Below are 26,129 nucleotides of genomic sequence, written 5' to 3'. Positions count from 1 at the left end.
AATCGCGCCCAAGAAAACGAGGCATACGGATGACTGTCTATTCCCTGGGCGCCGCTGCTCCCACCCTTCCCGCGCAGGGCGAATACTGGATCGCGCCGACGGCGAGCGTGATGGGCAATGTGATTCTCAAGAAGAACGCCAGTATTTGGTGGGGCGCGATCGCGCGCGGAGACAACGATCCGATCACGATCGGCGAGAACAGCAACGTCCAGGACGGCTCGGTTCTCCACACTGATCTTGGTGTTCCCCTGACCATCGGCGCGAACGTGACCATTGGTCACATGGTGATGTTGCACGGCTGCTCGATCGGCGACGGCTCCCTGATCGGCATCGGCGCGATCGTCCTGAACGGGGCCCGGATCGGGAAGAACTGCCTGATTGGCGCCGGGGCCCTGATCACCGAGGGCAAGGAGATCCCGGACAATTCGATGGTGATGGGCGCGCCGGGCAAGGTGGTGCGCGAGGTCAGCGAGCACCACACCATGATCCTGCAGGGCTCGGCCCTGCACTATGTCGAGAACTGGAAGCGCTATGTCCGGGACCTGAAGGTGGTGGCGGGGTAGGGCGCCGTTGGGAGCGCCGCCTGCTTGCTTGGGGGGATGCAAGGCGGCGCTCCCGCTTCTCGCGCAGGGCACGTAGCGCGAGAAGGATGCTCGCCGCGAGGAGGCGTCCTTTCGCGGCGAGACGGTGCGGGCGAACCGCGCTCCGTTTCGTCCATAGGTAGTATGTATCCGGTTTCGGGTTGAGTGTGAACGACAAACTCGCCTTCCCCGACGGCTATCTCAGCTCGGACGCTCTAGAGCGCGGCCAGCGCCTGGACGAACCAGTCGCGCAGCGCCGCGACGTGGGGGCGGTCGCTCAGGGCGGGCGGGCAAGCGAAGGCGTAGGTCTCGCCGGGCAGCGTCTCGGCGAACGGCGCCGCCAACAGGCCGCTTGCCAAGGCGTCGGCGGCGATGACCAGGCTGACGATGGCCACGCCTTGGCCGGCGACCGCGGCCTGGACAGCATGCTGGCTGTCGGTGAAGCGAAGGCCGCCTTCGATGTCGAGACCCGTGACACCGGCCTGCTCGCACCAGCGCCGCCAATCGGGCGCCGGGCGGGGCGTGACCCAGCCGTCGATGTGGATGAGGCGCGCCCGCTCCAGATCCTCGACCCGCGTCAGCTTCAGGTTGGGGCTGCAGACCGGCGCGAAGACGTCCTGGCGCAGGGGCGTCGCGTCCACGCCGGCGAACGGGCCCTTGCCATAGCGAATGGCCAGGTCGACGCCGCCGGGGCGGAGCTCGACGATCTGGTTCGACGCCTGGAGGCGAAGCTCCAACTCCGGCAGCCGCGCTTGCAGATCGGGCAAGCGCGGAACCAGCCATTGGCTCAGGAAGGCCGGGGTCGCCGACAGCGTCAGGACGGGATTGGCGCGGGGATGGCGCAGGCGGGCTACGGCGCGATCGATTTCGGCGAAGCCCGAGGCGGCGGCTTCATAGAGGATCTGGCCTTCGGCGGTGAGCGCCACCCGCCGCGGGCTGCGATCGAGCAGCCGTACGCCAAGCCGCGCTTCCAGCTGTCGCACCTGGTGGCTGATGGCCGTGGGCGTCACCAGGAGCTCGGCGGCGGCGCGCTTGAAGCTGGCCAGCCGCGCCGCCGCCTCGAACGCGCGCAAGGCGCCCAGCGGGGGAAGGTCGAAGGCGGGCATGCTGAGCTATCTTCATCTTCGAGCTGAGAAGTTCGACTTTGCGTCCCGTTTGGCGGGCAAGCAAGCTGGGGCCTGGCTCCTCATCATGAGCCCGGATCATCCAGTTTAGGAAGGCGTCGCCCATGCCCCGTCTCGTCGCCGGCCTCATCGACGTCTTCGCCGACACCCCGCTGAGCGGCAACCCGCTGGCGGTCGTGGAAGGCGGCGAGGATCTGGACGACGCCGCCCTGCGCCGCATCGCCGGCGAGTTCAATCAGGCCGAGACCACCTTCGTCCAGACCAGCGACCGGGCCGACTGGAAGCTGCGCTCATTCACGGCCAACGGCTCCGAAGTGTTCGGCGCGGGACACAACGCGCTGGGCGCCTGGCTCTGGCTGGCCGAGCATGGCCGCCTGGGCGATCTGGCCGAGGAGCGGGTGTTTCATCAGGAGATCGGCGCGGACGTCCTGCCGATCGCGCTGCGGGTGCACGACGGCCGCGTCCACGGCCGGATGCGCCAGGCGCCGCTGCGTCTGTTGGAGCCGCTAGCGCGCGTTGATCTTCTGGCCCAAGGCCTGGGCCTGACGCCCGATGACATCCTGCCCTTCCCGCCGCCGAGGCCGGCCGACACTGGCGCGTCCCATCTGATGGTCCGGGTTGGCGACCGGGCGGCGGTCGACCGATGCGCCCCGCTCGCGCCACAACTGCTGGCGGTCCTGGAGCCGACCGGCGCGGAAGGCTGCTACGTCTATGCCTTCGACGAGATTACGCCCGGCGCGGCCTATGCCCGGTTCTTCAATCCCACCGTGGGGCTTTGGGAAGACGCGGCGACGGGAACGGCGGCGGGACCGCTGACCGCCTATCTGGGCGCCTCGGGCCTGCTATCGCCGGGCGCGACTCTGGTCGTCGAACAGGGCGTCAAGATGGGCCGCCGCAGCCTGCTCAACGTGCGACTGGATCCCGATCCGGAACTGTCCGGAGCGGGTGTCGTCGTCCTGCGGGGCGAACTGAGACTCTGACCGCGGGTGTCAGGCCAGGGTGGGCGCCGGCTGGAAGCTGGCCGGATCCAGCCCTTCCGGAACGCCGCGGACATACAGGCCGTCGTGGCGATCGAAATCCTCTACCTCATAGACTTGGCCGCTGAAGACGCCGAGATGCGGCAGGTCGGCGCCGGTGCGCAGCACCGATTGGCCAGGCTCGAAAGTCGGTTCGGTCATGGATGGCTCCGTCCAGGTCGCCGCGACCCTGGCGCGCCGACGCGCGGATCACAAAACACGTATGCGTCAGATCAGGGCGGCCTCGCATCCGAGGGCCAGCGCCGTGGAAGCCTTGCGCGCGGCGCAAACCCGGATCACTCTCTGCCTTAACAATGATAACCTTGAGGGAGGGCGTCGGGGCCATGGCCAGCGAACGCTTCGATTATGTCGTCATCGGCGCCGGCTCGGCCGGCTGCGTGCTCGCCGCTCGACTGACCGAGGACCCCAACGTCAAGGTCCTGCTGCTGGAGGCCGGCGGCAAGAACACCTCGATCCTGGTCAAGATGCCCGCTGGCGTGGGTCAGCTGATCAAGGACAAGGGTGACCAGAACTGGGGCTTCTGGACCGAGGCCGAACCGCATCTGAACGATCGCAAGCTCTGGTGGCCGCGCGGCAGGGGCCTGGGCGGCAGCTCGGCCATCAACGGCATGATCTACATCCGCGGCCACGCGCGCGACTACGACCAGTGGCGGCAAATGGGCCTGACCGGCTGGTCGTATGCCGAGGTGCTGCCGTACTTCAAGCGCTCGGAGCATCACCACGGTGGAGGCGACGCCTATCACGGCGGGGCCGGGCCGCTGCACGTGTCGAAGGGCGAGTCCGACAGCCCGTTCTACGCGGCCCTGATCGAGGCCGGCCGCCAGGCGGGCTACAAGACCACCAAGGACTTCAACGGCTTCCAGCAGGAGGGCTTCGGGCCCTACGACTTGACCATCCGCGACGGCCAGCGCTGCAGCGCGGCCATGGCCTATCTCTCCCAGGCCCTGGCGCGCCCGAACCTCACCTGCGTGACCGAGGCCCGCACCACCCGGATTATCGTCGAGAAGGGCCGGGCGATCGGCGTCGACTATGTGGTTGGCAAGGCCGCCGAGAAGAAGACCGCCTATGCCGACGCCGAGGTGCTGTTGAGCGCCGGCGCCGTGCAGTCGCCGCACATCCTGCAGCTGTCGGGGATCGGCGCGCCCGACGACCTGAAGGCGCACGGCATCGCGGTGGTCCACGAGTCCAAGGGCGTCGGGGCCAACCTGCAGGACCATCTGGACGTCTGTGTCTCGTGGACCAGCAAGAACCTCAAGACCGCCTTCTCGGCCAACAAGGGCCTGAACAAGCTGGGCGTCGGCCTCAGCTATATGGTCTTCGGCAAAGGGCTGGGCCGGCAGCAGTTCCTGGAGAGCGGCGCGTTCCTGAAGTCGCGGCCAGATCTCGACCGCCCCGACCTGCAGATCCACGGCGTGCTGGCCATCATGCAGGACCACGGCAAGGTCGTGGTCGAGAAGGACGGCTTCACCCTGCACGTCTGCCAACTGCGTCCCGAGAGCCGAGGCCATGTCGGCCTGCGCTCGGCCGATCCGTTCGACGATCCGGCCATCCGCGCCAACTATCTGGCCACCGACGAGGACCGCCGCGCCATCCGCGAGGGTGTGCGCATCGCCCGCGAGACCGTGGCCCAGGCCGCCTTCGATCCCTATCGCGACGCCGAGTACGCGCCGGGCAAGGACGTGCGCGGCGACGCCGACCTCGACGCCTGGATCCGCGCCAAGGCCGAGACGATCTACCACCCGGTCGGCACCTGCCGCATGGGCGTGGCCGGCGACCCGCTGGCGGTGGTCGACGACCAGCTCCGGGTCCAAGGGCTGCAAGGCCTGCGCGTGATCGACGCCTCGGTCATGCCGACCCTGGTCGGCGGCAACACCAACGCCCCGACCCTGATGATCGCGGAAAGGGCGGCGGATCTGCTGCTGGGCAAGGCCATGCTGCCGGCTCAGGACGTCCCGGTGTTCGAGGATGGGCGGGCGGTGGCGGCATAGCGCTCCCCGGCCCGGCTGGAATTGCCGGGTGAGGTGCGGAAACGGCTAGATGAGGCGGGGCGGTAGTCGCCTCAAGCCGCTCTTCCCGGCGAAAGCCGGGGAGAGCGGATTCTCGAGCTAGGCGATCGCGCGACCGTCCAGCGTCGCCAGGCGCAGGCGCGGCATGTCCTGGTTGGCCTCGCCCAGCGGCTGGATCGCGCGCAGGCCCAGCTCGTAGGCGGGACGCCCCATCAGGCGGGCCATCATGGCGGTCGGCTGGTAGAGGCCCAGGAAACGGTCGGTTTCGCCCGAAGCGCCTTGCAGCGGCGCGAACAGCACCTCCATGCCGACCGACGGGACGCCATGGGCGCGGATGTCGGCGGTGACCACCACGGGCGTGCGGCGCTTGCGGGCCACGTCCAGCGCGCTTTTCAGCTCCAGGCGATGCGACAGGGCCCATAGAGAGAGGGCGTCCTGACCGCGCAGGTCGCGAGCGTGCAGGTCGGACACGAAGCCGCCGGCCAGGCGGAACGGCAGTTTGCCGCCGTCACGGCCGAGGATGAAAACCTGCGGCAGGAGCTCCAGGAAATCGCCCGGATTGACGTCGGTGCGCCGGGGCAAAGCCGCGTCGCCTTTCTTGTCTCGCCAATAGTCTATCAACCGTTCCGTGCTTGGATGGAACATCGTCGTCCCCTGGCGGGTCCTGCGCGGCTGTTTTTCGACCGCACGAGGCTTGCTGGGAGAACCGGGCCAAGGCCTTCACCGTCCCATTCTGGCGCAAGTCAGGCGGGGCGAGGGGTTTCGGCCCGTTTCTTGCTTAACCAAGAGCAGAACGACCCGAGTGAAGGGAAACGCCATGAAGGCGCCGAAACTGAACACGCGTACGCTGCTGATCGCCCTGGGCGCGCTCTTGGGCGGGCTGCTGGTAGGCGGCGTGGCCTATGCGCAGTGCAACAGCGGTTGCAACCCGCCGCCGCCCCCGTGCTGTTCGCCGCCCCCTCCGCCGCCGAAGCCGCCCGCGCCGCCGACCGGCTGCTGCGGCGGCGGCGGTCACAACGTCAATATTCCCGGCGTCAATGTGAACATCGGCGCGACGGTGATCGTGAACGCCAATTCCAGCGCCTCGGCGGTGGCCAATTCCGGCGCCAGCTCGGGGTCCAGCTCGGGCGCGGGGTCGCTGTCCGGCTCGGCCGCGGGCGTCACCAACTACTACGGCGGCGGCTCGCACGGCGGCTACTATTCCGGCCCGATGGCCAGCGGCTACATCCAGGGCCTGAACGTCGAAGGCGGCGAGGCCCGTCGCCGGCAAGCCTACGAGGCCACCCGCACGCGGACCCGCCGCGTGATCATCCGCGCCGTCTGCCTGGACGACCGCGACGTGCCGCATCCGGCCTCGCAGGTCACGCCCGACCGCGACATCGACGACCTCTATGACGGCGAGCTCTACCGCTGCATCGCCGGCAGCCGCATGCAGTACGTGATCGCCGACTACGAAGGCCAGATCGACATCTCGACCGGCGGCGCCGGCCAGACCTACATCTGCCAGAAGAACGAGGCGCTCTATCACGTTCCCGGCGCTGGTCCCAATGGGGGGCAAGGGGGTCAAGGCACGCTGACCTGCCGCCCGCAACGCCCGGCCCGTGACTGCAACGAACGCTCGCTGCTGCGCCGCTTCGGCGCCGGCGTGAAGATCCTGACGATCGTCACCACCGAGAAGTACACCGCCTATCGCGAGGAGACGGTGCAGGAACGCCAGACCCTGTCGACCAGCTTCAGCCTGGACGGCGGCGTGGGCGGGGTCGTGTACTAGGGTTACAATAAAAGCGTGTCATCCCGGCCGCAGCGAAGCGGAGAGCCGGGACCCAGGGGCGACCGCACTGCGCTTGGCCCCTGGGTCCCGGGTCGGCTACGCCGCCCGGGATGACACGTGATATTTGAGCGGAAAAGAAAAAGGCCCCGGTTTTCGCCGGGGCCTTTCTCTTTAGCGTCTTACTTCGCCGCCGCTTCCGGCTTGACGAGCAGTAGCCACGACTTGTCGTCGCCCAGATAGGTCTTGGCGGCCTTCTGCACGTCGGCCGGGGTGACTCGGGCCAGGCCGGCCAGCACCGAGCGGGTGGCGTCCAGCAGGCGTGGGTCGTTCTGGGCGTTGGAGAGCGCGCCGACCCAGTACTCGTTGGTCGCGCGCGCCTTTTCGATCTGGTCGATGCGCGGCTTCTTGGCCCGCTCCAGCTCGTCCTCGGTGATCGGCTTGTCGCGCAGGTCGGCGGCGATCTTGCGGATCGAGGCGACCACGCCGTCCAGCTTCTCGGGCGGCACCTCCATGCTGACGGCCAGATAGCCCCAGTTCTTGAAGGTGACGCTGGCCGTCGACGAGGCGTTGGGCGAGTAGGTCGCGCCCTGCTTTTCGCGCAGCTCGTCGATCAGCCGCAGTTGCACGACCTGACCCAGGATGGAGACGTCGCGCGAGCGCTGCAGGTTCGAGAACAGGTCGTCCGTGCGCCAAACCATGAACAGGGCGGCCTGGTCGGCGCGCCCCTTGTGGGTGCGCAGCACCGGCTCGGCGGACGGGGCCGGGAACGGAGCCTTCTCGGCGCCGGGCAGGGCCGGGTCGCCCGGACGCGGGGGCAGGGCGCCGAAGGTGTCGGCCACCGCGGTGATGGCCTTGTCGACCGTGGTGTCGCCGACGATCACGATCTCCAGATCGCCCTTGGCCAGCGGATTGGCGACGGCGGTCTTCAGCTGATCCAGCGAGGCGCTGGCGATCTGTTCCCGCGACGGGAAGGTCCAGCGCTTGTCGCCGCCGTGCATCAGCCCGCCCAGGTCGCGGCCCAGAACGCCGCCCGTGGTGCTCTGCAGCTGGTCGTGCAGCGTGCCGTAGCTGGTCTTGACGCGGTTGAACGCCTCGGGGCGCCAGCCCGGCTCGGTCGCGAAGGCGGCCAGCACCTGGAGCTCGGTCGACAGATCCTCGGGGCGCGTGCGGCCGTTCAGGGTGAAGGCGTCGTCCTCGACGCCCAGCTGGGCGTTCCAGATCTTGCCGGTCAGCACCCGCTCCATGTCCTGGGCGGTGATCTGCTTGAGACCGCCCTCGATGAAGGCCGAGCCCGACCACAGCGGGCTCTGGGTGTCGGACGGCATGTCCAGCAGGCCGTGGCCGGCGCGGACCTTCACGAGCACCTGGTCGTCGCGGAACTTGGTCGGCTTGACCGTCAGCTTCACGCCGTTCTCGAAACGCACGAAGACGGCGTCGAGGTCGGTGATGTCCTTCTGCTCGACGACCTTGCCGGTCGGCCCGAAGCTGGCATAGGGCCAGTTGGTCACGCCCGGCGCGGCCGGCGGCGTGACGGGCTGGGCTTTCATCTCCTCATAGGCCTTGACGATCGCCGGCTCGCCGCCGTCGATATTGGTCGGCGCGGCAATGACCATCAGCGGACCCGAGCCGACGAAGGCGGTCTTCAGCACGGCGCTCACGCGCTCGGCGGTCAGGCCCTTCACCAGCGCATCGAAGGCCGCGAGATTCTGGCTGGGCGAGGTGATCACCTCGCCGTCGCCCAAGGTGTCGACCAGCTGGTTGGCCAGGCCCGGCGTACGCTGGGTGGCCTCGCCGGCGGCGGCGGCGACCAGCCCCGAGCGCATGCTGGCGATCTCGCGGTCCAGTTCATCCTGGCGCACGCCGTACTGCACGGCGCGGCGTTGCTCGGCGTCGAGCGCGGTCATGGCCTCGCGCCAGCGGCCCGGCTGGGCCGTCGCGCCGAAGGTCGTCAACCGCACCGCGCCGTACTGGTCGCCCTTGAAGGCTCCGCCGGCGATGAATGGCGGCTCGGCCGAGCGGCCGATGGCCTGCAGCCGGCGGTTCAGCACCGCGAAGCCCAGGTTCTCCAGCATGTCGCGCTCGTCGACGGCCTTGGTCTCCAGCAGGCCGTCGGGCTTGCGGATCCAGCTCATCTGAACCGACCACGGCGCGCCGGCCTCGACGATCAGCTTGGCGGTCGGACCGCGCTTGGCCACTGGGCCGACGTCGGGGTCCTTGCCGTTCGCGCCCTTGCCGACCCAGTCGCCGAACTTGGTCTTGATCTTGGCTTCCATGGCGTCGACATCGAAATCGCCGACAGCGACCAGCACCGCGCGCTCGGGGCGGTAATAGGCCTCGTAGAAGTCGCGGATGCGCTGGGCTGGGGCGGTCTTCAGCACCTCGGTCTTGCCGATCGGGATCCGCTTGGGCGGCAGCTGCCCTTCCATCTGGGCCGACAGCGTCTTGATGGCGACGCGATAGCCGGGGCTGTCGCGGGTGCGTTCCTCCGACAGCACCACGCCGCGCTCGCGGTCGACCGCCTCGGGGGCGATGGTCAGCTCGCCGGCGGCCTCGCGCAGCAACATCAGCGAGGTGTCGACCGTATCATCGTCGGTCTTAGGCAGGTCCAGCTGGTAGACGGTCTCGTCGAAGCTGGTCGAGGCGTTGGTGTCGGCCCCGAAGGCCAGGCCGTGGCGCTCCAGGATCTTGATCATGTCGCCCTCGGGCACGTTCTTGGAGCCGTTGAAGGCCATGTGCTCCAGGAAGTGGGCTAGGCCCTGCTGGTCGTCGGCTTCCATCATCGAGCCGGCGTCGACCCACAGGCGCACCGAGGCCTGACCAGGCGGCGTGGCGTTCTTGCGGATGGCGTAGCGCATGCCGTTGGACAGCACCCCGAAACGCCAGGCCGGGTCGGGCGCGACGTCCGAGATCGCCTGGGCCCACTGGCCCGGTTTTAGGTCGGTGATCTTCGGGCCGCTCAGCGCGGGGGCCTCGAGGATGGCGGGCGCCGCCGCTTCCCTATTCGACAAGGCGGGCAGGTGGGGCTTGGGCAGGTGCGAGCATGCGGCGACCGAGAGGCCGGCGGCGGCGACGAGCGCCAAGCGCGAAGCGCTGATCATCGAGAATCCAGGGCAGGAGAAAAACGGAGGCGGCACCTTGGCCGTCCCGCATGGCGCACGCAAGGCGGCGATAGGGCCGGGATGAGGCTGGTTTTCAACCCGCCCCACCTAACCCGCTCTCCCCGGCGAAAGCCGGGGTCCAGATCGAACCCGAGGCGTCTCGGGTTTTGGGTGAGGCAGTAGGCGCGATCGCTTCAACCGCTCCGGATGAATCTGGGCCCCGGCTTTCGCCGGGGAGAGCGGGGGTGTAGGAAAGCCTTAATGCGGGCCTTACGCCGCCGCCACGTCGCCGGTCTGGCGGCGTAGGCGCCAGAAGCGGATCGTGCGCAGGGCCGACTCGCGGGGCAGGGCGGCATAGAGCTCGCCATAGGCCTTGGCCTTGATCATCACCTCGTCCGAGGGTTCGAGGATCAGCAGGGCGAAGGTCAGGAACAGCGAACGGTCGAAGTCGGCCGCCTTGCAGATGACCGCCAGGGCGTCCATCTCGCGTCGCTCCAAGATCTTGCGAGCGGTGTGGAAATCGACCTCGGCCATGTCGGCCAGGGCCACGAGGAACAGGGTGGTCTTCTTGCCGCGCAGCATGTTGGCCAGCATTTGCGGCGAGATCGCGCCCTTGGCGCGCAGGGCCTGGAGCTCGGCCTCGGCCTCGGCGTGATCGGCGGGCAGGGCGCCGTCCTGGGTGGCGACCCGCTTGCGGCCAGCGGCCAGTGCCGCCTCCAGCATGGCGGGATCGACGCCGGCGTTGCGCTCCATGATCCGCTCGCGCAGGCGCGCCTCGACCACGAAATACATCTCGTTCAGCAGATCGACCGGCAGGCTCTGGCGGTCGATGACCGCCTCGTGCAGGGCCGGGTTGGCGGCGGCGCGATCGACCACGGTCTCGTGCGCTTGGCGCGACAGCACCGCGCCCTCGTTGCGGAGCAGGACGCCCAGGGTGTCGTCGTCGCCCCGCGCCACGATGGCGTCCGACACGGCGCTGGAGACGCTGGGACGCTGGGAGATGGCTCGCAGGTGGTCCTGGCCCTTGGTCCGGGCGACGTGCAGCAGATCTTCGTCGGTGAGGGCGTTCGAGCCGCGCAGGATCGGTTCGGCCACGACGATCGAGCTCGCCGCCAGGGTGCGCGAGAGGCCGCGCGGCGCGACCGGGGTCTCGCCCAGGCGCGTGGCCAGTTCGATCTGGACGGCTTCTTCCATGTCGCCGGCCAGCTGGCCCAGCACTTGGTCGAACAGCGCCATCTCGACCGCGTTTCCGCCGTCGGCCGCGAACAGCAGGTCAGTGACGCCGCGCAGAAGCTCCCGGCGCTTGGCGCTGGAGGGCTCGTTGGCCAGGGCGATCAGATCGTTGAGGCGCGACTGCATCTACTGGTCGCTGTCCTTCTTGCTTTTTGCCGGCCAGTCCCGGTCGTCGTCTTCGCGCGGCTTGTCCTCGTCGTCCGGCGCGGCGGCCGGCGGGGCGATCAGGACCATGCGCGGCGGACCGGCGGCGGGAATGGCGTCGGGAGTCATGCCGAACTGGCGGCCGACGGAATAGGTGCGGGCGCCGACCTGGCCGGGCTGCATCGCGATCTGCTGCCGCGGGGATGGGGCGGTCGCGGCCCAATCGGCGGGGAGATCGGCCGCCGATTGGGCCGCTGGCGTTTGGGCGGACGGCGCCGCGTCGTAGATGTTCCGCGGCAGATCGCGGGCCGGCGGCGTGTAGGCCGGGGCCTGAGGCTGATAGGCCGCGCGGGCTGGCTGCTGCTGTGGCTGGGGCGCGGGGCGTTGCGCGCCGCGCGCCCACCAGGGTTGAGCCTGGGACGCGGTCTCGGCGGTCGGCGAGACGATCTCGCGCTTGCCGCTCCATCCCAAGGCGCGGCCGGAATAGACCTGACCGGTATAGCCGGGGGCTCGCCCCTCCATGGCGACGGGAGCCCGCTCGGGCGCGGGGCCATAGCGGCTTTCGCGCGAGCCATCAGCGTGCGCGCCCCCAACGCCCAGAAGGGACGCGCAGGTCAGGGCGGCGATGAGGGCGATGCAGCGCATAGGGCCGATCCGGAGGGGTCTTCGACCTTCTCTCCTAGACGTCGCCGCTTAATCTTGCGCTAACGACCGCGCCAAGAGTCCAGAAGTCGACTCTCCAGCCATTCCATCAAGCCGTGCAGCACCACGCCCAGCACGGCCAGGGTCAGCAGGGCGGCGAACACCTTGGCCGTCTGCAGGCGGTTGTAAGCCTCGAGGATCCGCCAAGCCAGGCCCTGGGCCCCGCCCGAACCCGCCACGAACTCGGCGACCACGGCGCCGATGACGGCCAGGCCGGCCGCCACCTTGTGCCCTTCGAGCAGAGCGGGCACGGCCGAGGGCAAGCGCAGGCGGATCAGGCGCTGCAGGGACGAGGCGCCGTAGAGGTCGAACAGCCGCGCGAGGTCGGGATCGACCGCCTTTAGCCCGGTCAGAGCGCCGGAGAAGATCGGGAAGAAGGCCACGACCGCCGCCAGACCGATCACGGCGCGTTCGGGATGGTCGATGCCGGCCCAGATGGTGACCAGGGGCGCGATGGCGACCAAGGGCGTGACCTGAAGGGTCACCGCGATCGGCCGGACGGCGTCCTCCAGCAGCCCGTTCAAGCTGACCGCCAGCGCCAGGGCGCAGGCTGCGACGCTGGCGATGACTAGGGCCAGCAGCGCCGTCGACAGCGTCGCCCACGCCGAGGCCAGCAGCAGCGGCCACGACGAGAGGAAGGCGCTCCAGATCCCGCTGGGCGTGGGCAGCAGATAGGCCGGGACCGCCAGGATGCGGCAGGCGATCTCCCAGCCGCCCAGCAGGACGGCGATCAGGATCAGCGGAGCCAGGACGCGCTTCACGCGGCCCGCTCCGTGGCGCTGGCGAGCAAGGTGGACACCGCCTCGGCGGCGGCGCGGAAGCCCTCGGTGGTGCGGAAGCCGGGCGGACGGACGACGGGGCCGTCGATGGCGACCTCGCCAGCGATCCGACCAGGGCCCGGAGTCATGACCACGACGCGGCGGGCCATGTAGACGGCTTCCTCGACATTGTGGGTCACGAAGACGACAGCGGGCTTCAGCTCGTCGGCCAGGGCCAGGACGTCGTCGGCCAAGGCGCGGCGGGTGATCTCGTCCAGGGCGGCGAACGGTTCGTCCAGCAGCAGCAGGCGCGGGCGGGTGACCAGGGCGCGGGCCAGCGAGGCGCGCATGGCCATGCCGCCGGACAGCTGGGCGGGACGGGCGCTCAGCGCCTGGCCCAGGCCGACCTTGCGCAAGGCCTCATCGGCGGCGGCGCGCGCCTCGGCCTTCGGCGCGCCGGCCAGCTCCAGCGGCAGGGTGACGTTATCGCGCGCCGAGAGCCACGGAGCCAGGGTGGGGGCCTGGAACACGACCGAGGTTTCGCCCTTGCCGGCGGCGCGAGTCACGACGCCGCGCGTTGGCGCTTCGAGGCCGGCCAGCAGCCGCAGGGCGGTGGACTTGCCGCAGCCCGACGGCCCGACCAGGGCGACGATCTCGCCGTGCGCCAGGGTCAGGTCGATCGGCCCCAGGGCGCGGCCGCGGGCGTAGTCGACCTCGACGCCGGACAGGCTGGCGATGGGGCCATTCTTGTCCAAACGCGTCACTGGCCCTTGGGCAGGAACTGCAGCGTGTAGGCCTTCTTGTAATCCATGTCCTTCGGGTAGACGCCCTGCTCAGAGGCCACCTTGAAGAACTCAGCCCAGCGGGCGTCGCTCATCTGGCCGATCTCGCCGTCCTTCCCGACGATGCCGTAGGACCGCATCTTCTCGCGAGCCTGGTCGAGGACGTCCTGGGTCATTTCCGGATTGTCCTTGAGGATCGCCGCGTCGCCCGGCTTGGCGTCGCCGTAGAGATAGGATTTCCAGCCGGCCGCCGTGGCCTCGACGAAGGCCTGCACGGCCGCCGGGTTCTTGGCGATCAAGCTGTCGGGGACCAGGGCCATCGAGGCGTAGGCCGGGTAACCGCTGTCGGCCAGCAGGAAAACCGCTGGCTTGATCTTACCTTCCTTCTCGATGAGATACGGCTCGCTGGTGGCGTAACCCTGCTGGACCACCCGCTTGTCGGCCAAGAAGGGGGCGCTGGAATAGTTGTACTTGCGCACCTGGTCGTCGGTGAACTGGTACTTGGCCTTCAGCCACACCCAGAAGGCGGTGATCGAGGCGTCCGACAGCAGGATCGGCCGGCCCTTCATGTCGGCGATCGACTTGATGCCCTGGTCGGGGTGAGCGATCAGGACCTGCGGGTCCTTCTGCATGAACGCCGCCACGGCCTTCACCGGGGCGTTCTCCTTGGCCAGGTTCATGACGATGAAGCTGTTGGAGCCGACGCCGACATCAACCGCGCTGGTGGCCAGCAGCTGGGGGACGTTCACCGCCGGGCCGCCCTGGATCAAGGTCACGTCCAGGCCGCGCTTCTTGTACTCGCCGGTCGCCAGGGCCTGGTAGTAGCCGCCCAGCTCGGCCTCGGCCCGCCAATCGGTGGCCAGCTTCAGCTTGGTCTCGCCGGCGGGCGCGGCGTCCTTGTTGGGAGCCGGCGAGCAGGCGGCGAGCATGGCCATCAGGCCCAGAGCGGCGAAAGCGCGGCGACGCATGGAATAGGCTCCCCTTGTTCGCGGTCAAGTTAGGGGGGACGGAGACGAGTTCCAAGCCGTCCCTTCCACATCTCCCCAACACACCGTCATTCCCGCCCTTGTGGCGGGAACCCCTCTGTCGGTCGTAGGTGCGGTAGGGGCGGATTGCTGGCGATCCGCTTGCATCTCACTTGTCAGCTGAACCAGGGGTTCCCGCCACAAGGGCGGGAATGACGGTGCTTATTTGGATGAGACCGGCGTCTCCGCCGTCTTCTGGTGCAGCCAGCGTTCGACCTTGGCGTACAGCACCTCGCGCTGGATGGGCTTGGCGATGTGGTCGACCATGCCGGCCGCGTAGCAGCGCTCGACCTGGCGAGGCAGGGCGTCGGCGCTCATGGCGATGATCGGGACCTTGCCGGCCGGGGCGCTCAGGGCCTTGATCGCCCGCGTCGCCTGCAATCCGTCCATCTGCGGCATGTGGATGTCCATCAGGATGAGGTCGTAGACGCCGGTCGTCGCGCGCTCGACGGCCTGCTTGCCGTTCTCGGCGAGGTCGACCTCGCAGCCGACCAGGGTCAGCAGGGCCGCGCCGATCTCAAGATTGATCGGATGGTCATCGACGATCAGGATCTTGGCCGCGCCGGGCGCCGAGACCTTCGGACGGTCGGGGACGGCGATCGGCTCGACGGTCGGAGCCGAGACCTCGATCCAGAAGCACGAGCCGCGCCCCGACACGCTGTCGACGCCGATCTTGCCGTCCATGACCTCGATCAGGGCCCGGCAGATGGCCAGGCCCAGGCCCGCGCCGCCGTGCAGACGGCTCATCGAGCTGTCGGTCTGCGAGAAGCGCTGGAACAGCAGCGCCTGCTTGTCCAGTTCGATGCCGACACCGGTGTCGATGATCTCGAAACGCAGGCGGTCCTCGAGGTCGCCGGGCTCGACGATCAGGCGCGCGTCGATGCGACCCTCGTCGGTGAACTTCACGGCGTTGTTCAGCAGGTTGATCAGCACCTGGCGTAGCCGGTCGGCGTCCAGGTCGTGCAGGGCGTCGACCGGATCGATGACCTCCAGGTCCATCGACAGGCCCTTGGCGCGAGCCTCGGGGGCCATGATCGCCACGGTGTCGCGTAGCAGGCCGGCGGCCGAGGTCGGCTGCGGCAGGAGCTCGATCTGGCCCGCCTCGACTCGCGAAAAGTCGAGAATGTCGTTGACCACGGTCAGCAGGGCGACGCCGGCGCTGTCGATCAGATTGACCTGGCGGCGCACGTCCGGCGGCAGGTCCTCGCGGGTGGCCAGAAGCTGGGCGAACCCTAGCACGCTGTTCAGCGGCGTGCGGATCTCGTGGCTCATGGTGGCCAGGAATTCGGTCTTGGCCTCGGTGGCGGCCAGGGCCCGGCTGCGGGCGGCGCGGGTCAGTTGCTCGCGGCGCAGCAGGAGGCGCTTCAGGCGGTCCTGCTGGGCCAGCGCCAAGCCCGCCGCCAGGCTGGTGTAGAACAGCACCGCGACGAATACCTGGATGGTCCGCGCCTGGGCGACCGGGCCCAGGATGGCGTTGAACCTCGGCGAGGCGCCGGACAGAGCGATCGGCAGGGTGATCACGGCCACGATCAGCGAGGCCATGGCCGCGCCGCGCGCGCCCAGGCGATAGGCGATGGCCAGGGCCACCGGGAAGATCAGAAAGGGCGGCGCGCCCGAGGCCGGGTGGGCGCACAGCAGGGTCACCGCGCCGACCGCGAACATCAGCAAAAACTGTTCACGCCACGACCGGTGGAACGAGCGGCGATGTTCGGCGTCGATCAGCACCAGGGTCGCGGGCAGGGCGACCGCCAGGCCCAGGGCGCAGCGCAGGAACCAGTCGACCAGGACCCGCAGGAACGGCTCGGAGAAACCGGCGGACAGAACCGCAGCGCACAGCAGGGCGCCGATCACCGCCACCGGCGTGGTGACGGCGGGCAGCAGGATCAGCGACCGCATCGTGCGGATGCGCGGGGCGCCGCGCCAGAAGCGCAGGCAGATGGCCCAGACCGCGAAGGCCTCGCCGGTGTCGATCGCGGTGTAGAGCAGGGCGCGTGGCGGGCTGTCGCCGACCAGCATGTCGATGGCCAGGTGGAAGACCACGAAGACGATCGTCAGAGACACACGGCGCGAGCCGCTCAGCGCGATCAGCCCGGCCGCCAGCAGCGCATTGGCCGGCCAGAAGGCGGCGAGGCCCAGAAGAGTGCGGGTCAAATACTCGCTGAAGGCCACGCTGACGACGACGGCGACGGACAGGCCCAGCAGGAGGGCGGTCTGCCGTCTCTGTTCCTGCAGGGCCAGCCTGTGCGGCATGCCTGTTCCGTCCCCCATCCAGCCCGCGTTTCCCCGCGGCGATCAGGCGTCGGACGGCCGAAGGTTCGGGAGCCGCGCCAAGACTTGCGCCGCCCATCCCGCGCGGGCGGCGACGTCATCATGAATACGCCCAGGCGCGCGCCAGTTGCCCGGATATCGCCGGATGTGTCGTTTCGCCGCAGGACGCCTCCGCCGCGCGCCGACCCCTAAGCAATTGTATTTCCACCGTGCTTGCGCTCGAGGCGTCACTGACAATGCATGGCCCCGAGTACAATTCAAGAGGGCGCCCGCGCGGCGGGTCGCGCCGATGCAAGTGACAGGCGGGGAAGACGGCGGTCGAACCGCGCGGCTCAGCCGGTGGCCAGGCCTTCCTTCTTCTCTTCCAACTCCAGCCATTCCATCTCGGCCTGCTCGAGATCGGCGCGGGCCTTGTCCAGGGCCTTCATCGTCTTGTCGAAGGTGGCCGGGTCGCGGCTGTACAGGTTCGGATCGGCCAGGATCTGCTCGAACTTGGCGATGATCGCCGGGCTCTTGGCGATCAGGGCCTCGCACTCCTCCAAGCGGCGCTGGTCCTTGAAGGTCAGCTTGCCGGTCTTCTTGGGCGGCGGCGCGGCGCCCCCCCCTGCAGATTTGGGCGGGGGCGTGGCGGCCTTGGTGCTCCGACCCACCGGCGTGAACGAGGATCCGACGGCCGCGCCGCGCGCGCCCTTGAAGAAGTCCGGGCTCTGGTCGATCAGGTCGGTCCAGCCGCCGGGGGTTTCCAGCACCTTGCCGTGGCCGTTCATGGCGATGGTCGAGGTGGCCAGGCGATCGATGAAGTCGCGGTCGTGGCTGACCAGGATCAGCGTGCCGTCGAAGTCGGCCAGCAGGTCCTCCAGCAGGTCCAGCGTGTCCATGTCCAGGTCGTTGGTCGGTTCGTCCAGCACCATCAGGTTGGTGGGATTGGCCAGGGCGCGGGCCAGCAGCAGGCGGTTGCGCTCGCCGCCCGACAGACTGGTCACCGGCTGGCGCAGCTGGGCCTCGGTGAACAGGAAGTCCTTGGCGTAGCCGGCCACGTGCTTGGGCTGGCCGCGCACCAGGATGGAGTCGCCGCCGCCCGGAGTCAGGAAGTCCCACAGGGTGATCTTGTCCGACAGCGCCATGCGGCCTTGGTCGATGTACGAGACCTCCAGGTTGGTGCCCAGGGTCACCGTTCCGGCGTCCAGCGGCAGCTCGCCCAGCAGCATCCGCACCAAGGTGGTCTTGCCGGCGCCGTTGGGGCCGACCAGCGCCACGCGGTCGCCGCGCATGATGCGGGTCGAGAAGTCCTCGACGATCACCCGGTCGCCGAACTTCTTGGTGACGTGCTTGGCCTCGATGACCTTCTTGCCCGAGGTCGCGGCGCTCTCGACGGCCATGTACATCGAGCCGCGCTTGTCGCCTTGCAGGTCCTTCTTCTGCGCGCGCAGTTCCATCAGGGCGCGGCGTCGGCCCTCGTTACGCGCCCGGCGTCCCTGGACGCCGCGGGCCAGCCAGGCGTTCTCGCGTTCCAGCACCTTGTTGAGGCGGCGCTCCTCGTCGGCCTCGGCGGCCAGCACCTGTTCGCTCCACACCTCGAACTCGCCGAACCCCTTGTCCAGGCGGCGCACCTTGCGGTGCTCCAGCCAGAAGGTGCGCTGGGTCACCCGGTTCAGGAAGGCGCGGTCGTGGCTAACGATCAGGGCGGCGCACTTGGAGCCGGCCAGTTCCTCTTCCAACGTCTGGATCGCGAAGATGTCCAGGTGGTTGGTCGGCTCGTCCAGCAGCAGCACGTCGGGCTCCTCGGCGAACGCGCGGGCCAGCGCGGCGCGGCGCTTCTCGCCACCCGACAGGCCTTGCGAGCTCTTCTCCGGATCCAGGCCGAAGTCGGCCAGGGTCGACTGGGCCATGTAGTCCTGGGCGCCGCCGGCCGTGCAATAGTCCAGCAGGGTCTCGCCGGTGATCTCCGGCTCCTGGCTGACGTAGATGATCTTGGCGCCCGGCTGGACGGCGCGCTCGCCGCTGTCGGCCTCGACGCCCTGGGCGGCCAGGATTTTCAGCAAGGTGCTCTTGCCCGCGCCGTTGCGGCCGACCAGACAGGCGCGCACGCGCGGCTCCAGGGCCAGGTCGACGCCGTCGAACAGCGGCTTGGAGCCGTCGGCGAGACGGACGTCCTTGAGGGCGAGTACGGGCGCGCGGGTGGGGGAGGCCATGGGTCTTCGAACTGCGGAGCGGCGGAGTGTCGCGGAGTTGAGGGGCGTATAGCAGGCCGCGCGCCGAGGAAACGTCAAAATCGCGGCTTAGTTTGGCGTTGATCCGGATCAAGGAGCGTCGGTCGGCGACCGAGGCAAATTGTCCTGTTAACGGCTCACCAAGCGTGGGTTTGCTACGAACTTGGTCTTGCGGAGCGTAAGTACTCGCCTTGACGTCGAGCCCCGAGAAGGTTGTTGCTTCTGATCTTCCGGCCGCGCTGGGCCTGGGGTTCGACCATCTGCGTCGGCCGATCTGGGTGTTCGACGACGTACGCAAGCGCAAGCTCTACGCGAACCGCGCCGCGCTGGACCTGTGGGGCGCGGCCACGCTGGACGACCTGCTCGCGCGCGACTTCTCCGACCAGTCTCCGGCCGTGCGGACGCGCATGGAAGACATCGCCGCCCGCATCGAGGGCGGCGCCGCGGTCGAGGAGCGCTGGACCTTCTATCCGAACGGCGTTCCGGTGGCGGTGAACACGACGATCTCGCGGATCGCCCTGCCGGGCGGCGGTCACGCCATGCTGCTCGAAGGCGTCGAGGTCAGGGCAGAGGTCGAACAACAGCGGGCGATTGAGGCCCTGCGGCACACCAGCGCCCTGGTGTCGCTATACGACGGCGACGGTTTCCGCATCTTCGGCAATCCCGCCGCGCTGGCCAGCTATCCGGGCGCCGGCGTTCGCTTCGCCGAAATCTTCGCCAACGGCGACGCCGGCGGCGCGCTATGGAGTTCGGCCTTGGCCGGCGAGCCGGTCGAGGGCGCCTATCGCGTGATCACCGCGCACGGCGAACGCTGGCATGGCCTGGCCGCCCTTCGCACGCCCGATCCGGTGACCGGCGAACCCTGCATCCTGGTCAATGAGACCGACATCACCGAGGAGGTCGAGGCCCAGTCGGCCCTGGCCGAGGCGCGCGAGCGGGCCGAGGCGGCCATGGCCGCGCGCCAGGACTTCCTGGCCAATATGAGCCACGAGCTGCGCACGCCGCTGACCAGCATCCTGGGCTTCACCGATCTGTTGGACGCCTCGCCCCTGGACGGCGAGCAGCGCCGACGCCTCGGCCGTATCCGCGACGCCGGGGCCGTGCTGCTGGAGACGCTGAACGACGTCCTCGACTTCGCCAAGCTGGAAGCTGGCGGCGTCAATCTGGAGCCGTCGCCGTTCGAACTGCGCACCATGCTGAACAAGGCCGCCGGCATGTTCGAGGCCCAGGCCCTGGCCAAGGGACTGGACCTGACCTTGCGCGTCGACCCCGCCTGTCCGGAATGGCTGGAAGGTGACAGCGAGCGCCTGCGCCAGGTGCTGGTCAATTTCCTGGGCAACGCCATGAAGTTCACCGGCGCGGGGTCGGTGACCCTGAGCGCGGCCTGTCGGGAGGGCGCTGGGCCCGGCCTCGCGCGGCTTGAGCTGGCCGTTTCCGACACCGGCGTTGGCGTGCCAGCCGCCATGCTGGACACGGTCTTCGAGCGCTTCGCCCAGGCCGGGCCCGACGTGTCGCGCAAGTTCGGCGGCACGGGGCTGGGCCTGGCGATCAGCAAGGAGATCGTCGAGCTGATGGGCGGCGAGATCGGCGTCGACAGCATCGCCGGCCAGGGCGCGCGCTTCTGGTGCGTGCTGGACCTGCCGGTCGCCGTCGCGCCCGAGCGGAGCGAGGCCGAGCCGGTTCAGGCGTCCGCGCGATCGCTGAACCTGCTGGTCGCCGACGACAATGAGGCCAATCGCGAGCTGATCGGAACCCTGGTCCGCGCCATGGGCCACGCGGTCGACGTGGTCGCCGACGGCTTCGCGGCCGTCGAGGCGGCCAGCTCGGGCGGCTACGACCTGATCCTGATGGACGTGCAAATGCCGCGCATGGACGGCCTGGCCGCTACTCGCGTGATCCGCGGCCTGCCGGGCGCGGTGGCGCTGACCCCGATCATCGCCTTGACCGCCAACGTCCTGCCCGACCAGATCGCCTTCTATCGCGCCAACGGCATGGACGACCACGTCGGTAAGCCGATCAGCCCGCGAGACCTGCTGCTGAAGATCGCGCTCTGGAGCGAAGGTCGCGCCGAGCCGGTCCCGGCCGAGCGGGTGATGGACGGCGGACAGGCCTAGACGGCGGGTGGCGAATGTCCGCTCTGGGCCCGATCGCCGACCTCAATAACCCGGCGCGCTGACGTTGAAGCTGGCGTTGTTGCCGATCGCGGTCGAGACGCCGGTCACCTGGCGACCGCTGGACGCGATCGTCGTGCTGGAGCTGGCGCCGACGTCGGCGCTGTTGTTCTGGGTGTTGGTCACGGTCATCCGGCCGCTGCACTTCGAGCAGACGTAGCCGGTCACGGCGTTGCCCATGGCCGTGGCCGTGGTGACCGCGTCATAGCCGTCCGATCCCGAGAAGCTGGCCGTGGCCTCGACGCCGCCGCCGGTGTTGGTCTGCAGGTTGTCGAGCACCAGCTCGGAACCGACATTGTTGACCTGCGAGGAGTTGCCCGCCGCGTAGGCGCTCGTCTGAGCCGCCCCGAACAGGTACGAGGTGCCCTCGGCCTGGCCCCGTACGTACGAGGTGTTCCACTGGTTGGACTTGACGTCCAGCAGCGGTCCTTCGTTGCTGGCGGCCAGGTTGTTGCCGGTCGCCGTGGCGGTCGTCGCCGTCAGATAGCTGTTGCCATAGGCGGTGAACTTGCTGGCCTGGGTGACCTCGGCCGTGTTGGCCTGGTCGGTGATCACGCGCGCGGCCGACTGGTTGGCGCCGGCGATATTGATGTTGTTGCCGGCCGTGGTCGAGGTGACGGCGCTGTTCCCCGTGACGTGGCCCACGATCGCCCCGCCGTCGGCCAGCACGTTCGCCGTGGTCGACTGGCTGATCCGCGCCCCGGCCGAACCGTTGTCCAGATTGACGCCCTGGCTGTTGCCCATGGCCAGCGTCGAGACGGTCAGGTCGGTCGCCTGGGCGTCCGCCGCCTCGACCTGGCCGCGCGCGGTGACCTCGGCCGAATTGGTCTGGACCGCGAAGGCCGAGATGGTGCCGTTGGACGCCGAGAAGGCGCCGGAATTGCCGACCGCGGTGGTCCGCAAGGCGCTGCTGGTCCCGGCGTTGGCGCCGACATCGACCACGGTATGGCCGTAGACGGCGCCCTGGTTGGTCTGGTTCGACGTGATCGAGGCGTCGGCGTTGGTCACGCCGACAGAGACCCCGTTGGCCTGGGCCGTCGTGCTGGCGGTGACGCCGTCCGACACGGTCTGGACGTTGAGGGTCTGCTCCGAGAAGATCTCGCCGAGATTGATCTGGTTGTTGAGAACCGGACTCGGCGAAAGCGTCTGGCTAGTAGCGGCCCCGCTTAGCATCACGAATATCGGGATCGCGGTGAGCGTTCCAGCGAGACGGGTCATCGCGGGTCTGCGCATTGTTCGTTCCCAGGTTGTTGTAGGCCGGCACGAAGGCGCCCGTCTGGCCGACGGTGGCGTCGCCGAACGGGTCGTAGCGTAGGCAGCTCTGCGGGCCGGGCATGCCGTAGAGGTTGGCGCTCATCTCGACGGTGGCGCGCTCGATCAGGGCGCGGACCGCCAGCTGCATGGGCTCGAGCGCCCCGCGACCGGCCGAGATGTCGAACAGGTTGCCGTTCAGGAAGTCGAAGACGCCCAGGCTGACCTCGCGGCCGACCACCTGCTTCTGGTAGGAGATGACGTCCACCACCTCCAGCGTGCGGGTGTTCACCAGGCGCAGGTCCAGGGCGATGTTCATCACGAACACCCGGCGGCGGAAGTTGCCCTTCAGCCCGTCGGTGTCCTTGTCGCCGGCATAGGCGTCCACGCCGGCCGAGCGGATGTTGTAGTTCAGCTCGGTGATGCCGCCGACCACGTAGAAATCCGAGCCCGGCACTTGGCCGGCCAGGATCTTGCGGTAGTCCGCCGGCGCGTCGGGCGCGGGGTTCGGACGGTCCGAGATCAGCTTGTTGTTGGCGTACTTCAGCTCGAACTCCGACACCGAGGTGTCGAAGCGCTCGACCATCGGCATGCCGGCCTTGGCGAAGGCCGAGAACGCCATCAGCGAGGCGCCTTGGGTGACCTTGCGGCCCGAGCCGTCGGACTCTTCCTTGCCGGTATAGTCGGCGATGCGGCCGATCGCGATGCGCGGCGCGGCCACGCGGTTGGCGCGGGCGTACTGGTTCAGGCAGACCAGGGCGGCCGAATAGTCGGTCGGATTGGCGGTGACCGGCGCCGAGCCGATCGGCGTGGCGTAGTTTCCGGCCGTCGAGGCCACCGGCACGCCGCCGCAACCGGCCAGGGTGGTCGCGCCCATCAGGGCCAGGACAAGGCCCGTGCGCTTCAGGCTGACTTTACGCTTGAGCGTCATTGCGCGGTTCCCGCTTTCACGACGTTCGAGCCGGCGGTGACGTTGCCGTTGTTCACCTGGCTGGAATTGACGATGACCGTGTTGTTGTTGCCCTGGGTGATGACCGTCAGGTTGTTGCCGATCGCGGTCGAGCCAGCATAGCCGCCCACGCTGCCGACGCCCGAATAGGCGTCCAGCGAACCCGAGCTGCGGCTGGACGAGAAGACGCTCTGATCGGAACCGGTCAGCATGACGCCATCGACCACCACCCGATTGCCGTTGGCGTCGCGGGTCGAATATTCGACCATGCGATTTTCCTGGCCCGCGGAACGTCCGTAGCCGGCGTTGAAGGACGCCGAGTTGGTGGTCATCGTCTGGGCGGCCGCGCCTCCCAGGCTGAGCGTGGAGACGCCCACCGCGACGGCGACGGCGGCCGACGCGACGCCCATCTTCTTCATGCGATGCCAGGCCATAAGCGGCTCCGAGAACTGTCGACACGAACGGGCAAGCAACCCTCGTGCCATAAAGGTACAGCCTCGGGTGTAGCGCCAAGGTCGAGAAAAAATGGTTAAGCGTGCGGACGGACGCTTCGAATCGCGGCGGACCTGTCCCAGATAGGCGAAGATGACCGATCAGCGTCCCGAACCGATCTTCAACGCGCCTTGGCCCGCCTTGTTGGCGAGCGCCGCGATCCTTGTCCCGCATGTGGTTTTGCTACGGGCCAGCGACGCGACGATCGAGTCCCTGGCCCTGGTCCCTCGCGATTTCTGGGACGGCCGCTGGACGGGCGTCGTGACCATGATGTTCGTCCACGGTGGCTGGATTCACGCCCTGATGAACGCGGCCTTCGCCCTGGCCTTCGGCGCGCCGGTGGCTCGGCTGCTGGGTCTAAATGGCCGGGGAGGGGGAATCTTCTGCCTGTTCTATCTGACGTGCGGCGCGCTTTCCGGCGTCGGCTACGCGGCGATCCATCCCGCCGCCGTCGGCGCGGTGATCGGCGCGTCGGGCGCGGTGTCTGGCCTGATGGGCGCGGCGGCCCGGATCATGGACCATCCCGGACAGGTCGGCCCGATCCTGGGACCGCGCGTGCTGTCCCTCGGCCTGGGCTGGCTGGTGGTCAATCTGGTGATGGCGGTCAGCGGCAGCTTGCTGACCATGGGGACCGGGGCGGTGGCCTGGGAGGCGCATCTGGTCGGCTTCGTCGTCGGCGTCCTGTTGATCGGCCCGTTCGCCCGCTGGGCCGGGATCCGGTCGGAACCTGTCGAGCCTCCTCATTGATCCCCCATTGATCCCGGAGACCGTTTGCGAGACTCTCGTTCTCTAAAGAACAAGGGAGAAAGCGCAGTGTTGGTTTCTCAGATCCTCAAGGACAAGGGTGATCTCGTGTTCACGGCCTCCCCGCAGGAGACCGTCGGCGCCGCGGCGGCGTTGCTTCATACAAGGCGTGTCGGGGCCATGGTGGTGGTCGACGAAGGCGAGGCGGTGGTCGGCATCCTGTCCGAGCGCGACGTGGTCCGGGCGATCGCCAAGGAGGGGGCGAGCGCGCTCTCCAAGCCGATCAGCACCTGCATGACCACCAGCGTGATCTTCGCCCAGCCCGACGAGACGATCGACACCTTGCTCGAGCGCATGACCGATCGCCGGATCCGCCACCTGCCGGTGGTCAAGGGCGGTCGCCTGGCTGGCATCATCTCGATCGGCGACCTCGTGAAGTACAAGATCAACGAGGCCCAGGCCGAGGCCGACGGGCTTAAGGCTTATATCGCGGCGGGCTGACGCCCGCGGACGATCCTCGCTATCGCCTCGCGACTTGAGCGAGGATCGAATGAACGCGCGCCTCTATATAGAGGAGAGAGGCGGGCTCTCGATCAGCTCGGCGCCGACGCCCTGCGCGGCGTCGGCCAGGCTGTAGCCTTCCAGCACCGCGGCTGTCGCGTCGCGCGCGCGCAGCAGCGCCTCGCGCAAGGCGCAGGTCGCCAAGTCCCGGCAATCTTCGCAGCGGCGGAAGGCCGTACGGCTGACGCAGGGCGTCAGCGCCAGAGGGCCGTCGACCAGGCGGATGATCTCGGCGAAGCTGATCGCCTCGGCCGCGCGGCCCAGGACATAGCCGCCGAACTTGCCGCGCCGACTCGTCACCAGGCCCTCGCGGGAGAGGGACAGCAGGATCGCTTCCAGGAACTTGCGCGGGGCGTCGGCGCGCTCGGCCAGTTCGCCGGCCGTCACCTGGCCGTTGTGGCGGGCCAGTTCGATCATCGCGCGCAGGGCGTAACGCGCCTTCTGGGACAACATGGACGCCGGTCACCTTATATAAGCGCGCGGTCGCGGCCACGCGCTCTGGAGTGTTCAGCCTTCTGAGCGAGGCTTGGCCGATGCGCAAGGTCCGCGTGACGAGGTTCATGCACAGGGGATTGGCCCGCCTGGGGATGAAATAGCGATTCCCTGCTTGCGAGGTAGGGAATGGGCCTCTAGAAGCCGCCCCTCGCTTCGGGGCCGCGGCCCGCCGGACGAAACCTTGGCCCTTTGGGCTTGCGTTTCTGAAAGTGGATCGCTAAGTTCCGCAGCCTCAATCGAATCCCTTCGGACTTACGGCGCTCCCAAGCGGCGCGCCTCGGTCGGTTTTTGCGCTCTAAGGTGACCTTGGTCGCCAAGAAAACAAAAATGAAAAGGGCGGTTGACCCGGGAGATCTGCTTCGTTAGAAGCCGCCCTCCCAGAAATACCAAAGAGGTTCGCAAGAGCTTCTAAGTATTTCGCTCCAGAAAAGCTTCTCTTTCTTTTGAAAAAGACGCTTGACTGGCTCCGGTGACTTCTTTAGAAGCTGCCGGCTCCGCCGAAAGCCTCCTGGGCTGGCTGGCGGAGGAAGTCGGAAAGTTTCTTCGAGAAACGATTTGACACAGGTTTCGAGGTTCGCTAGATAGCCGCCTCCGCCGACATCGGGCGCTAAACGGATGGTTCGCCGGAAGGTGGACGGGTCTTTGACATTGTTGATTTGGAAAGAGAAACGCAGGCGGCGGCGCTCTGGCGATGGACTGAAAGGTTCATCTTCGACGCTGACAAATG

The 26,129-nt window shown here is 68.5% G+C and carries 23 protein-coding genes and 1 pseudogene; 8 read left to right on the top strand and 16 right to left on the bottom strand.

The annotated features are described in order from the left end of the window. The first annotated feature begins 29 nt into the window (after nt 1-29). Entirely contained in the window at nt 30-563 is a 534-nt protein-coding gene (locus ABIC66_RS22510) for a gamma carbonic anhydrase family protein (RefSeq protein ID WP_354073315.1), read from the top strand. Nucleotides 564-796: 233 nt separating this feature from the next. Here the strand turns inward: ABIC66_RS22510 and ABIC66_RS22505 are convergent, their stop codons facing one another. Next, nucleotides 797-1,687 (bottom strand): LysR substrate-binding domain-containing protein, encoded by an 891-nt coding sequence (locus tag ABIC66_RS22505; RefSeq protein ID WP_354073314.1) that lies wholly within the window; start codon nt 1,685-1,687, stop codon nt 797-799. Between the two features lie 122 nt (nt 1,688-1,809). On the opposite strand from ABIC66_RS22505, the gene ABIC66_RS22500 reads away from it, so the two are divergent. Beyond that, on the top strand, nt 1,810-2,685 hold the full coding sequence (locus ABIC66_RS22500; protein WP_354073312.1) for a PhzF family phenazine biosynthesis protein: 876 nt from the start codon (nt 1,810-1,812) through the stop codon (nt 2,683-2,685). A 9-nt stretch (nt 2,686-2,694) separates the two neighbouring features. On the opposite strand, the gene ABIC66_RS22495 is transcribed toward ABIC66_RS22500, so the two are convergent. Beyond that, nucleotides 2,695-2,883 (bottom strand): hypothetical protein, encoded by a 189-nt coding sequence (locus ABIC66_RS22495; RefSeq protein WP_354073311.1) that lies wholly within the window; start codon nt 2,881-2,883, stop codon nt 2,695-2,697. 182 nt (nt 2,884-3,065) lie between these two features. On the opposite strand from ABIC66_RS22495, the gene ABIC66_RS22490 reads away from it, so the two are divergent. After that, complete coding sequence (locus tag ABIC66_RS22490) at nt 3,066-4,730, top strand: choline dehydrogenase (RefSeq protein ID WP_354073309.1); 1,665 nt, start codon at nt 3,066-3,068, stop codon at nt 4,728-4,730. A 117-nt stretch (nt 4,731-4,847) separates the two neighbouring features. On the opposite strand, the gene ABIC66_RS22485 is transcribed toward ABIC66_RS22490, so the two are convergent. Beyond that, nucleotides 4,848-5,393 carry a PAS domain-containing protein gene (locus ABIC66_RS22485; protein WP_354073307.1) on the bottom strand — a complete coding sequence of 182 codons (546 nt, stop codon included), beginning with the start codon at nt 5,391-5,393 and terminating at the stop codon, nt 4,848-4,850. Between the two features lie 172 nt (nt 5,394-5,565). On the opposite strand from ABIC66_RS22485, the gene ABIC66_RS22480 reads away from it, so the two are divergent. Both ABIC66_RS22480 and ABIC66_RS22475 read left to right on the top strand, forming a co-directional pair. Continuing rightward, nucleotides 5,566-6,519 (top strand): hypothetical protein, encoded by a 954-nt coding sequence (locus ABIC66_RS22480; protein ID WP_354073306.1) that lies wholly within the window; start codon nt 5,566-5,568, stop codon nt 6,517-6,519. A 7-nt stretch (nt 6,520-6,526) separates the two neighbouring features. Next, nucleotides 6,527-6,640, top strand: coding sequence for a hypothetical protein (locus ABIC66_RS22475; protein ID WP_354073875.1), 114 nt, complete (start codon nt 6,527-6,529; stop codon nt 6,638-6,640). Between the two features lie 58 nt (nt 6,641-6,698). Here ABIC66_RS22475 and ABIC66_RS22470 read toward each other — a convergent pair whose 3' ends face one another. The 8 genes from ABIC66_RS22470 to ABIC66_RS22435 form a co-directional block, all read right to left on the bottom strand. Continuing rightward, nucleotides 6,699-9,617 (bottom strand): M16 family metallopeptidase, encoded by a 2,919-nt coding sequence (locus ABIC66_RS22470; protein WP_354073304.1) that lies wholly within the window; start codon nt 9,615-9,617, stop codon nt 6,699-6,701. Between the two features lie 270 nt (nt 9,618-9,887). After that, nucleotides 9,888-10,976, bottom strand: coding sequence for a DUF2336 domain-containing protein (locus ABIC66_RS22465; protein ID WP_354073303.1), 1,089 nt, complete (start codon nt 10,974-10,976; stop codon nt 9,888-9,890). Then, the gene (locus ABIC66_RS22460; RefSeq protein ID WP_354073301.1) at nt 10,977-11,639 is read right to left on the bottom strand and encodes a hypothetical protein; all 663 of its coding nucleotides are present in this window, start codon (nt 11,637-11,639) and stop codon (nt 10,977-10,979) included. A gap of 59 nt (nt 11,640-11,698) precedes the next feature. After that, nucleotides 11,699-12,457, bottom strand: a complete 759-nt coding sequence (locus ABIC66_RS22455; RefSeq protein ID WP_354073300.1) for an ABC transporter permease — start codon at nt 12,455-12,457, stop codon at nt 11,699-11,701. Further along, on the bottom strand, nt 12,454-13,209 hold the full coding sequence (locus ABIC66_RS22450; protein ID WP_354073874.1) for an ABC transporter ATP-binding protein: 756 nt from the start codon (nt 13,207-13,209) through the stop codon (nt 12,454-12,456). The genes ABIC66_RS22455 and ABIC66_RS22450 overlap by 4 nt, the downstream gene beginning before the upstream one ends. Nucleotides 13,210-13,214: 5 nt before the next feature. Then, a complete protein-coding gene (locus ABIC66_RS22445) occupies nt 13,215-14,204 on the bottom strand; it encodes an ABC transporter substrate-binding protein (RefSeq protein WP_354073298.1) in 990 nt (329 codons plus the stop codon). A gap of 219 nt (nt 14,205-14,423) precedes the next feature. Next, entirely contained in the window at nt 14,424-16,511 is a 2,088-nt protein-coding gene (locus ABIC66_RS22440) for an MASE1 domain-containing protein (protein ID WP_354073297.1), read from the bottom strand. A 350-nt stretch (nt 16,512-16,861) separates the two neighbouring features. After that, nucleotides 16,862-18,721, bottom strand: a complete 1,860-nt coding sequence (locus tag ABIC66_RS22435) for an ABC-F family ATP-binding cassette domain-containing protein (protein WP_354073296.1) — start codon at nt 18,719-18,721, stop codon at nt 16,862-16,864. A gap of 209 nt (nt 18,722-18,930) precedes the next feature. Between ABIC66_RS22435 and ABIC66_RS22430 the strand changes: the two genes are divergently transcribed. Beyond that, nucleotides 18,931-20,853: a hybrid sensor histidine kinase/response regulator gene (locus ABIC66_RS22430; RefSeq protein WP_354073294.1), complete on the top strand. Its 1,923-nt coding sequence runs from the start codon at nt 18,931-18,933 to the stop codon at nt 20,851-20,853. 42 nt (nt 20,854-20,895) lie between these two features. Here ABIC66_RS22430 and hfaD read toward each other — a convergent pair whose 3' ends face one another. The 3 genes from hfaD to hfaA are packed head-to-tail and all read right to left on the bottom strand — an operon-like array spanning nt 20,896 to nt 23,544. After that, nucleotides 20,896-22,143 (bottom strand): holdfast anchor protein HfaD, encoded by a 1,248-nt coding sequence (gene hfaD / locus ABIC66_RS22425; RefSeq protein ID WP_354073292.1) that lies wholly within the window; start codon nt 22,141-22,143, stop codon nt 20,896-20,898. Further along, nucleotides 22,061-23,092: a holdfast anchoring protein HfaB gene (gene hfaB / locus ABIC66_RS22420; RefSeq protein WP_354073291.1), complete on the bottom strand. Its 1,032-nt coding sequence runs from the start codon at nt 23,090-23,092 to the stop codon at nt 22,061-22,063. The genes hfaD and hfaB overlap by 83 nt, the downstream gene beginning before the upstream one ends. Beyond that, complete coding sequence (gene hfaA, locus ABIC66_RS22415) at nt 23,089-23,544, bottom strand: holdfast anchoring protein HfaA (protein WP_354073290.1); 456 nt, start codon at nt 23,542-23,544, stop codon at nt 23,089-23,091. The genes hfaB and hfaA overlap by 4 nt, the downstream gene beginning before the upstream one ends. Nucleotides 23,545-23,695: 151 nt before the next feature. On the opposite strand from hfaA, the gene ABIC66_RS22410 reads away from it, so the two are divergent. Together ABIC66_RS22410 and ABIC66_RS22405 are read left to right on the top strand one after the other, a co-directional pair. Next, on the top strand, nt 23,696-24,349 hold the full coding sequence (locus ABIC66_RS22410; RefSeq protein ID WP_354073288.1) for a rhomboid family intramembrane serine protease: 654 nt from the start codon (nt 23,696-23,698) through the stop codon (nt 24,347-24,349). A gap of 66 nt (nt 24,350-24,415) precedes the next feature. After that, on the top strand, nt 24,416-24,847 hold the full coding sequence (locus ABIC66_RS22405; RefSeq protein ID WP_354073286.1) for a CBS domain-containing protein: 432 nt from the start codon (nt 24,416-24,418) through the stop codon (nt 24,845-24,847). Nucleotides 24,848-24,910: 63 nt separating this feature from the next. Here the strand turns inward: ABIC66_RS22405 and ABIC66_RS22400 are convergent, their stop codons facing one another. Beyond that, entirely contained in the window at nt 24,911-25,360 is a 450-nt protein-coding gene (locus tag ABIC66_RS22400; protein WP_354073284.1) for an RrF2 family transcriptional regulator, read from the bottom strand. Between the two features lie 404 nt (nt 25,361-25,764). Then, nucleotides 25,765-26,129, bottom strand: a pseudogene (locus ABIC66_RS22395) (hypothetical protein); the annotation flags it as partial.

Origin of the sequence: Caulobacter sp. 1776, from assembly GCF_040545685.1 — a bacterium.
Taxonomy (GTDB): Bacteria; Pseudomonadota; Alphaproteobacteria; order Caulobacterales; family Caulobacteraceae; genus Caulobacter.
Note: the sequence above shows the minus strand (reverse complement) of the source record. Positions and strands in the feature narration are given on the sequence as shown.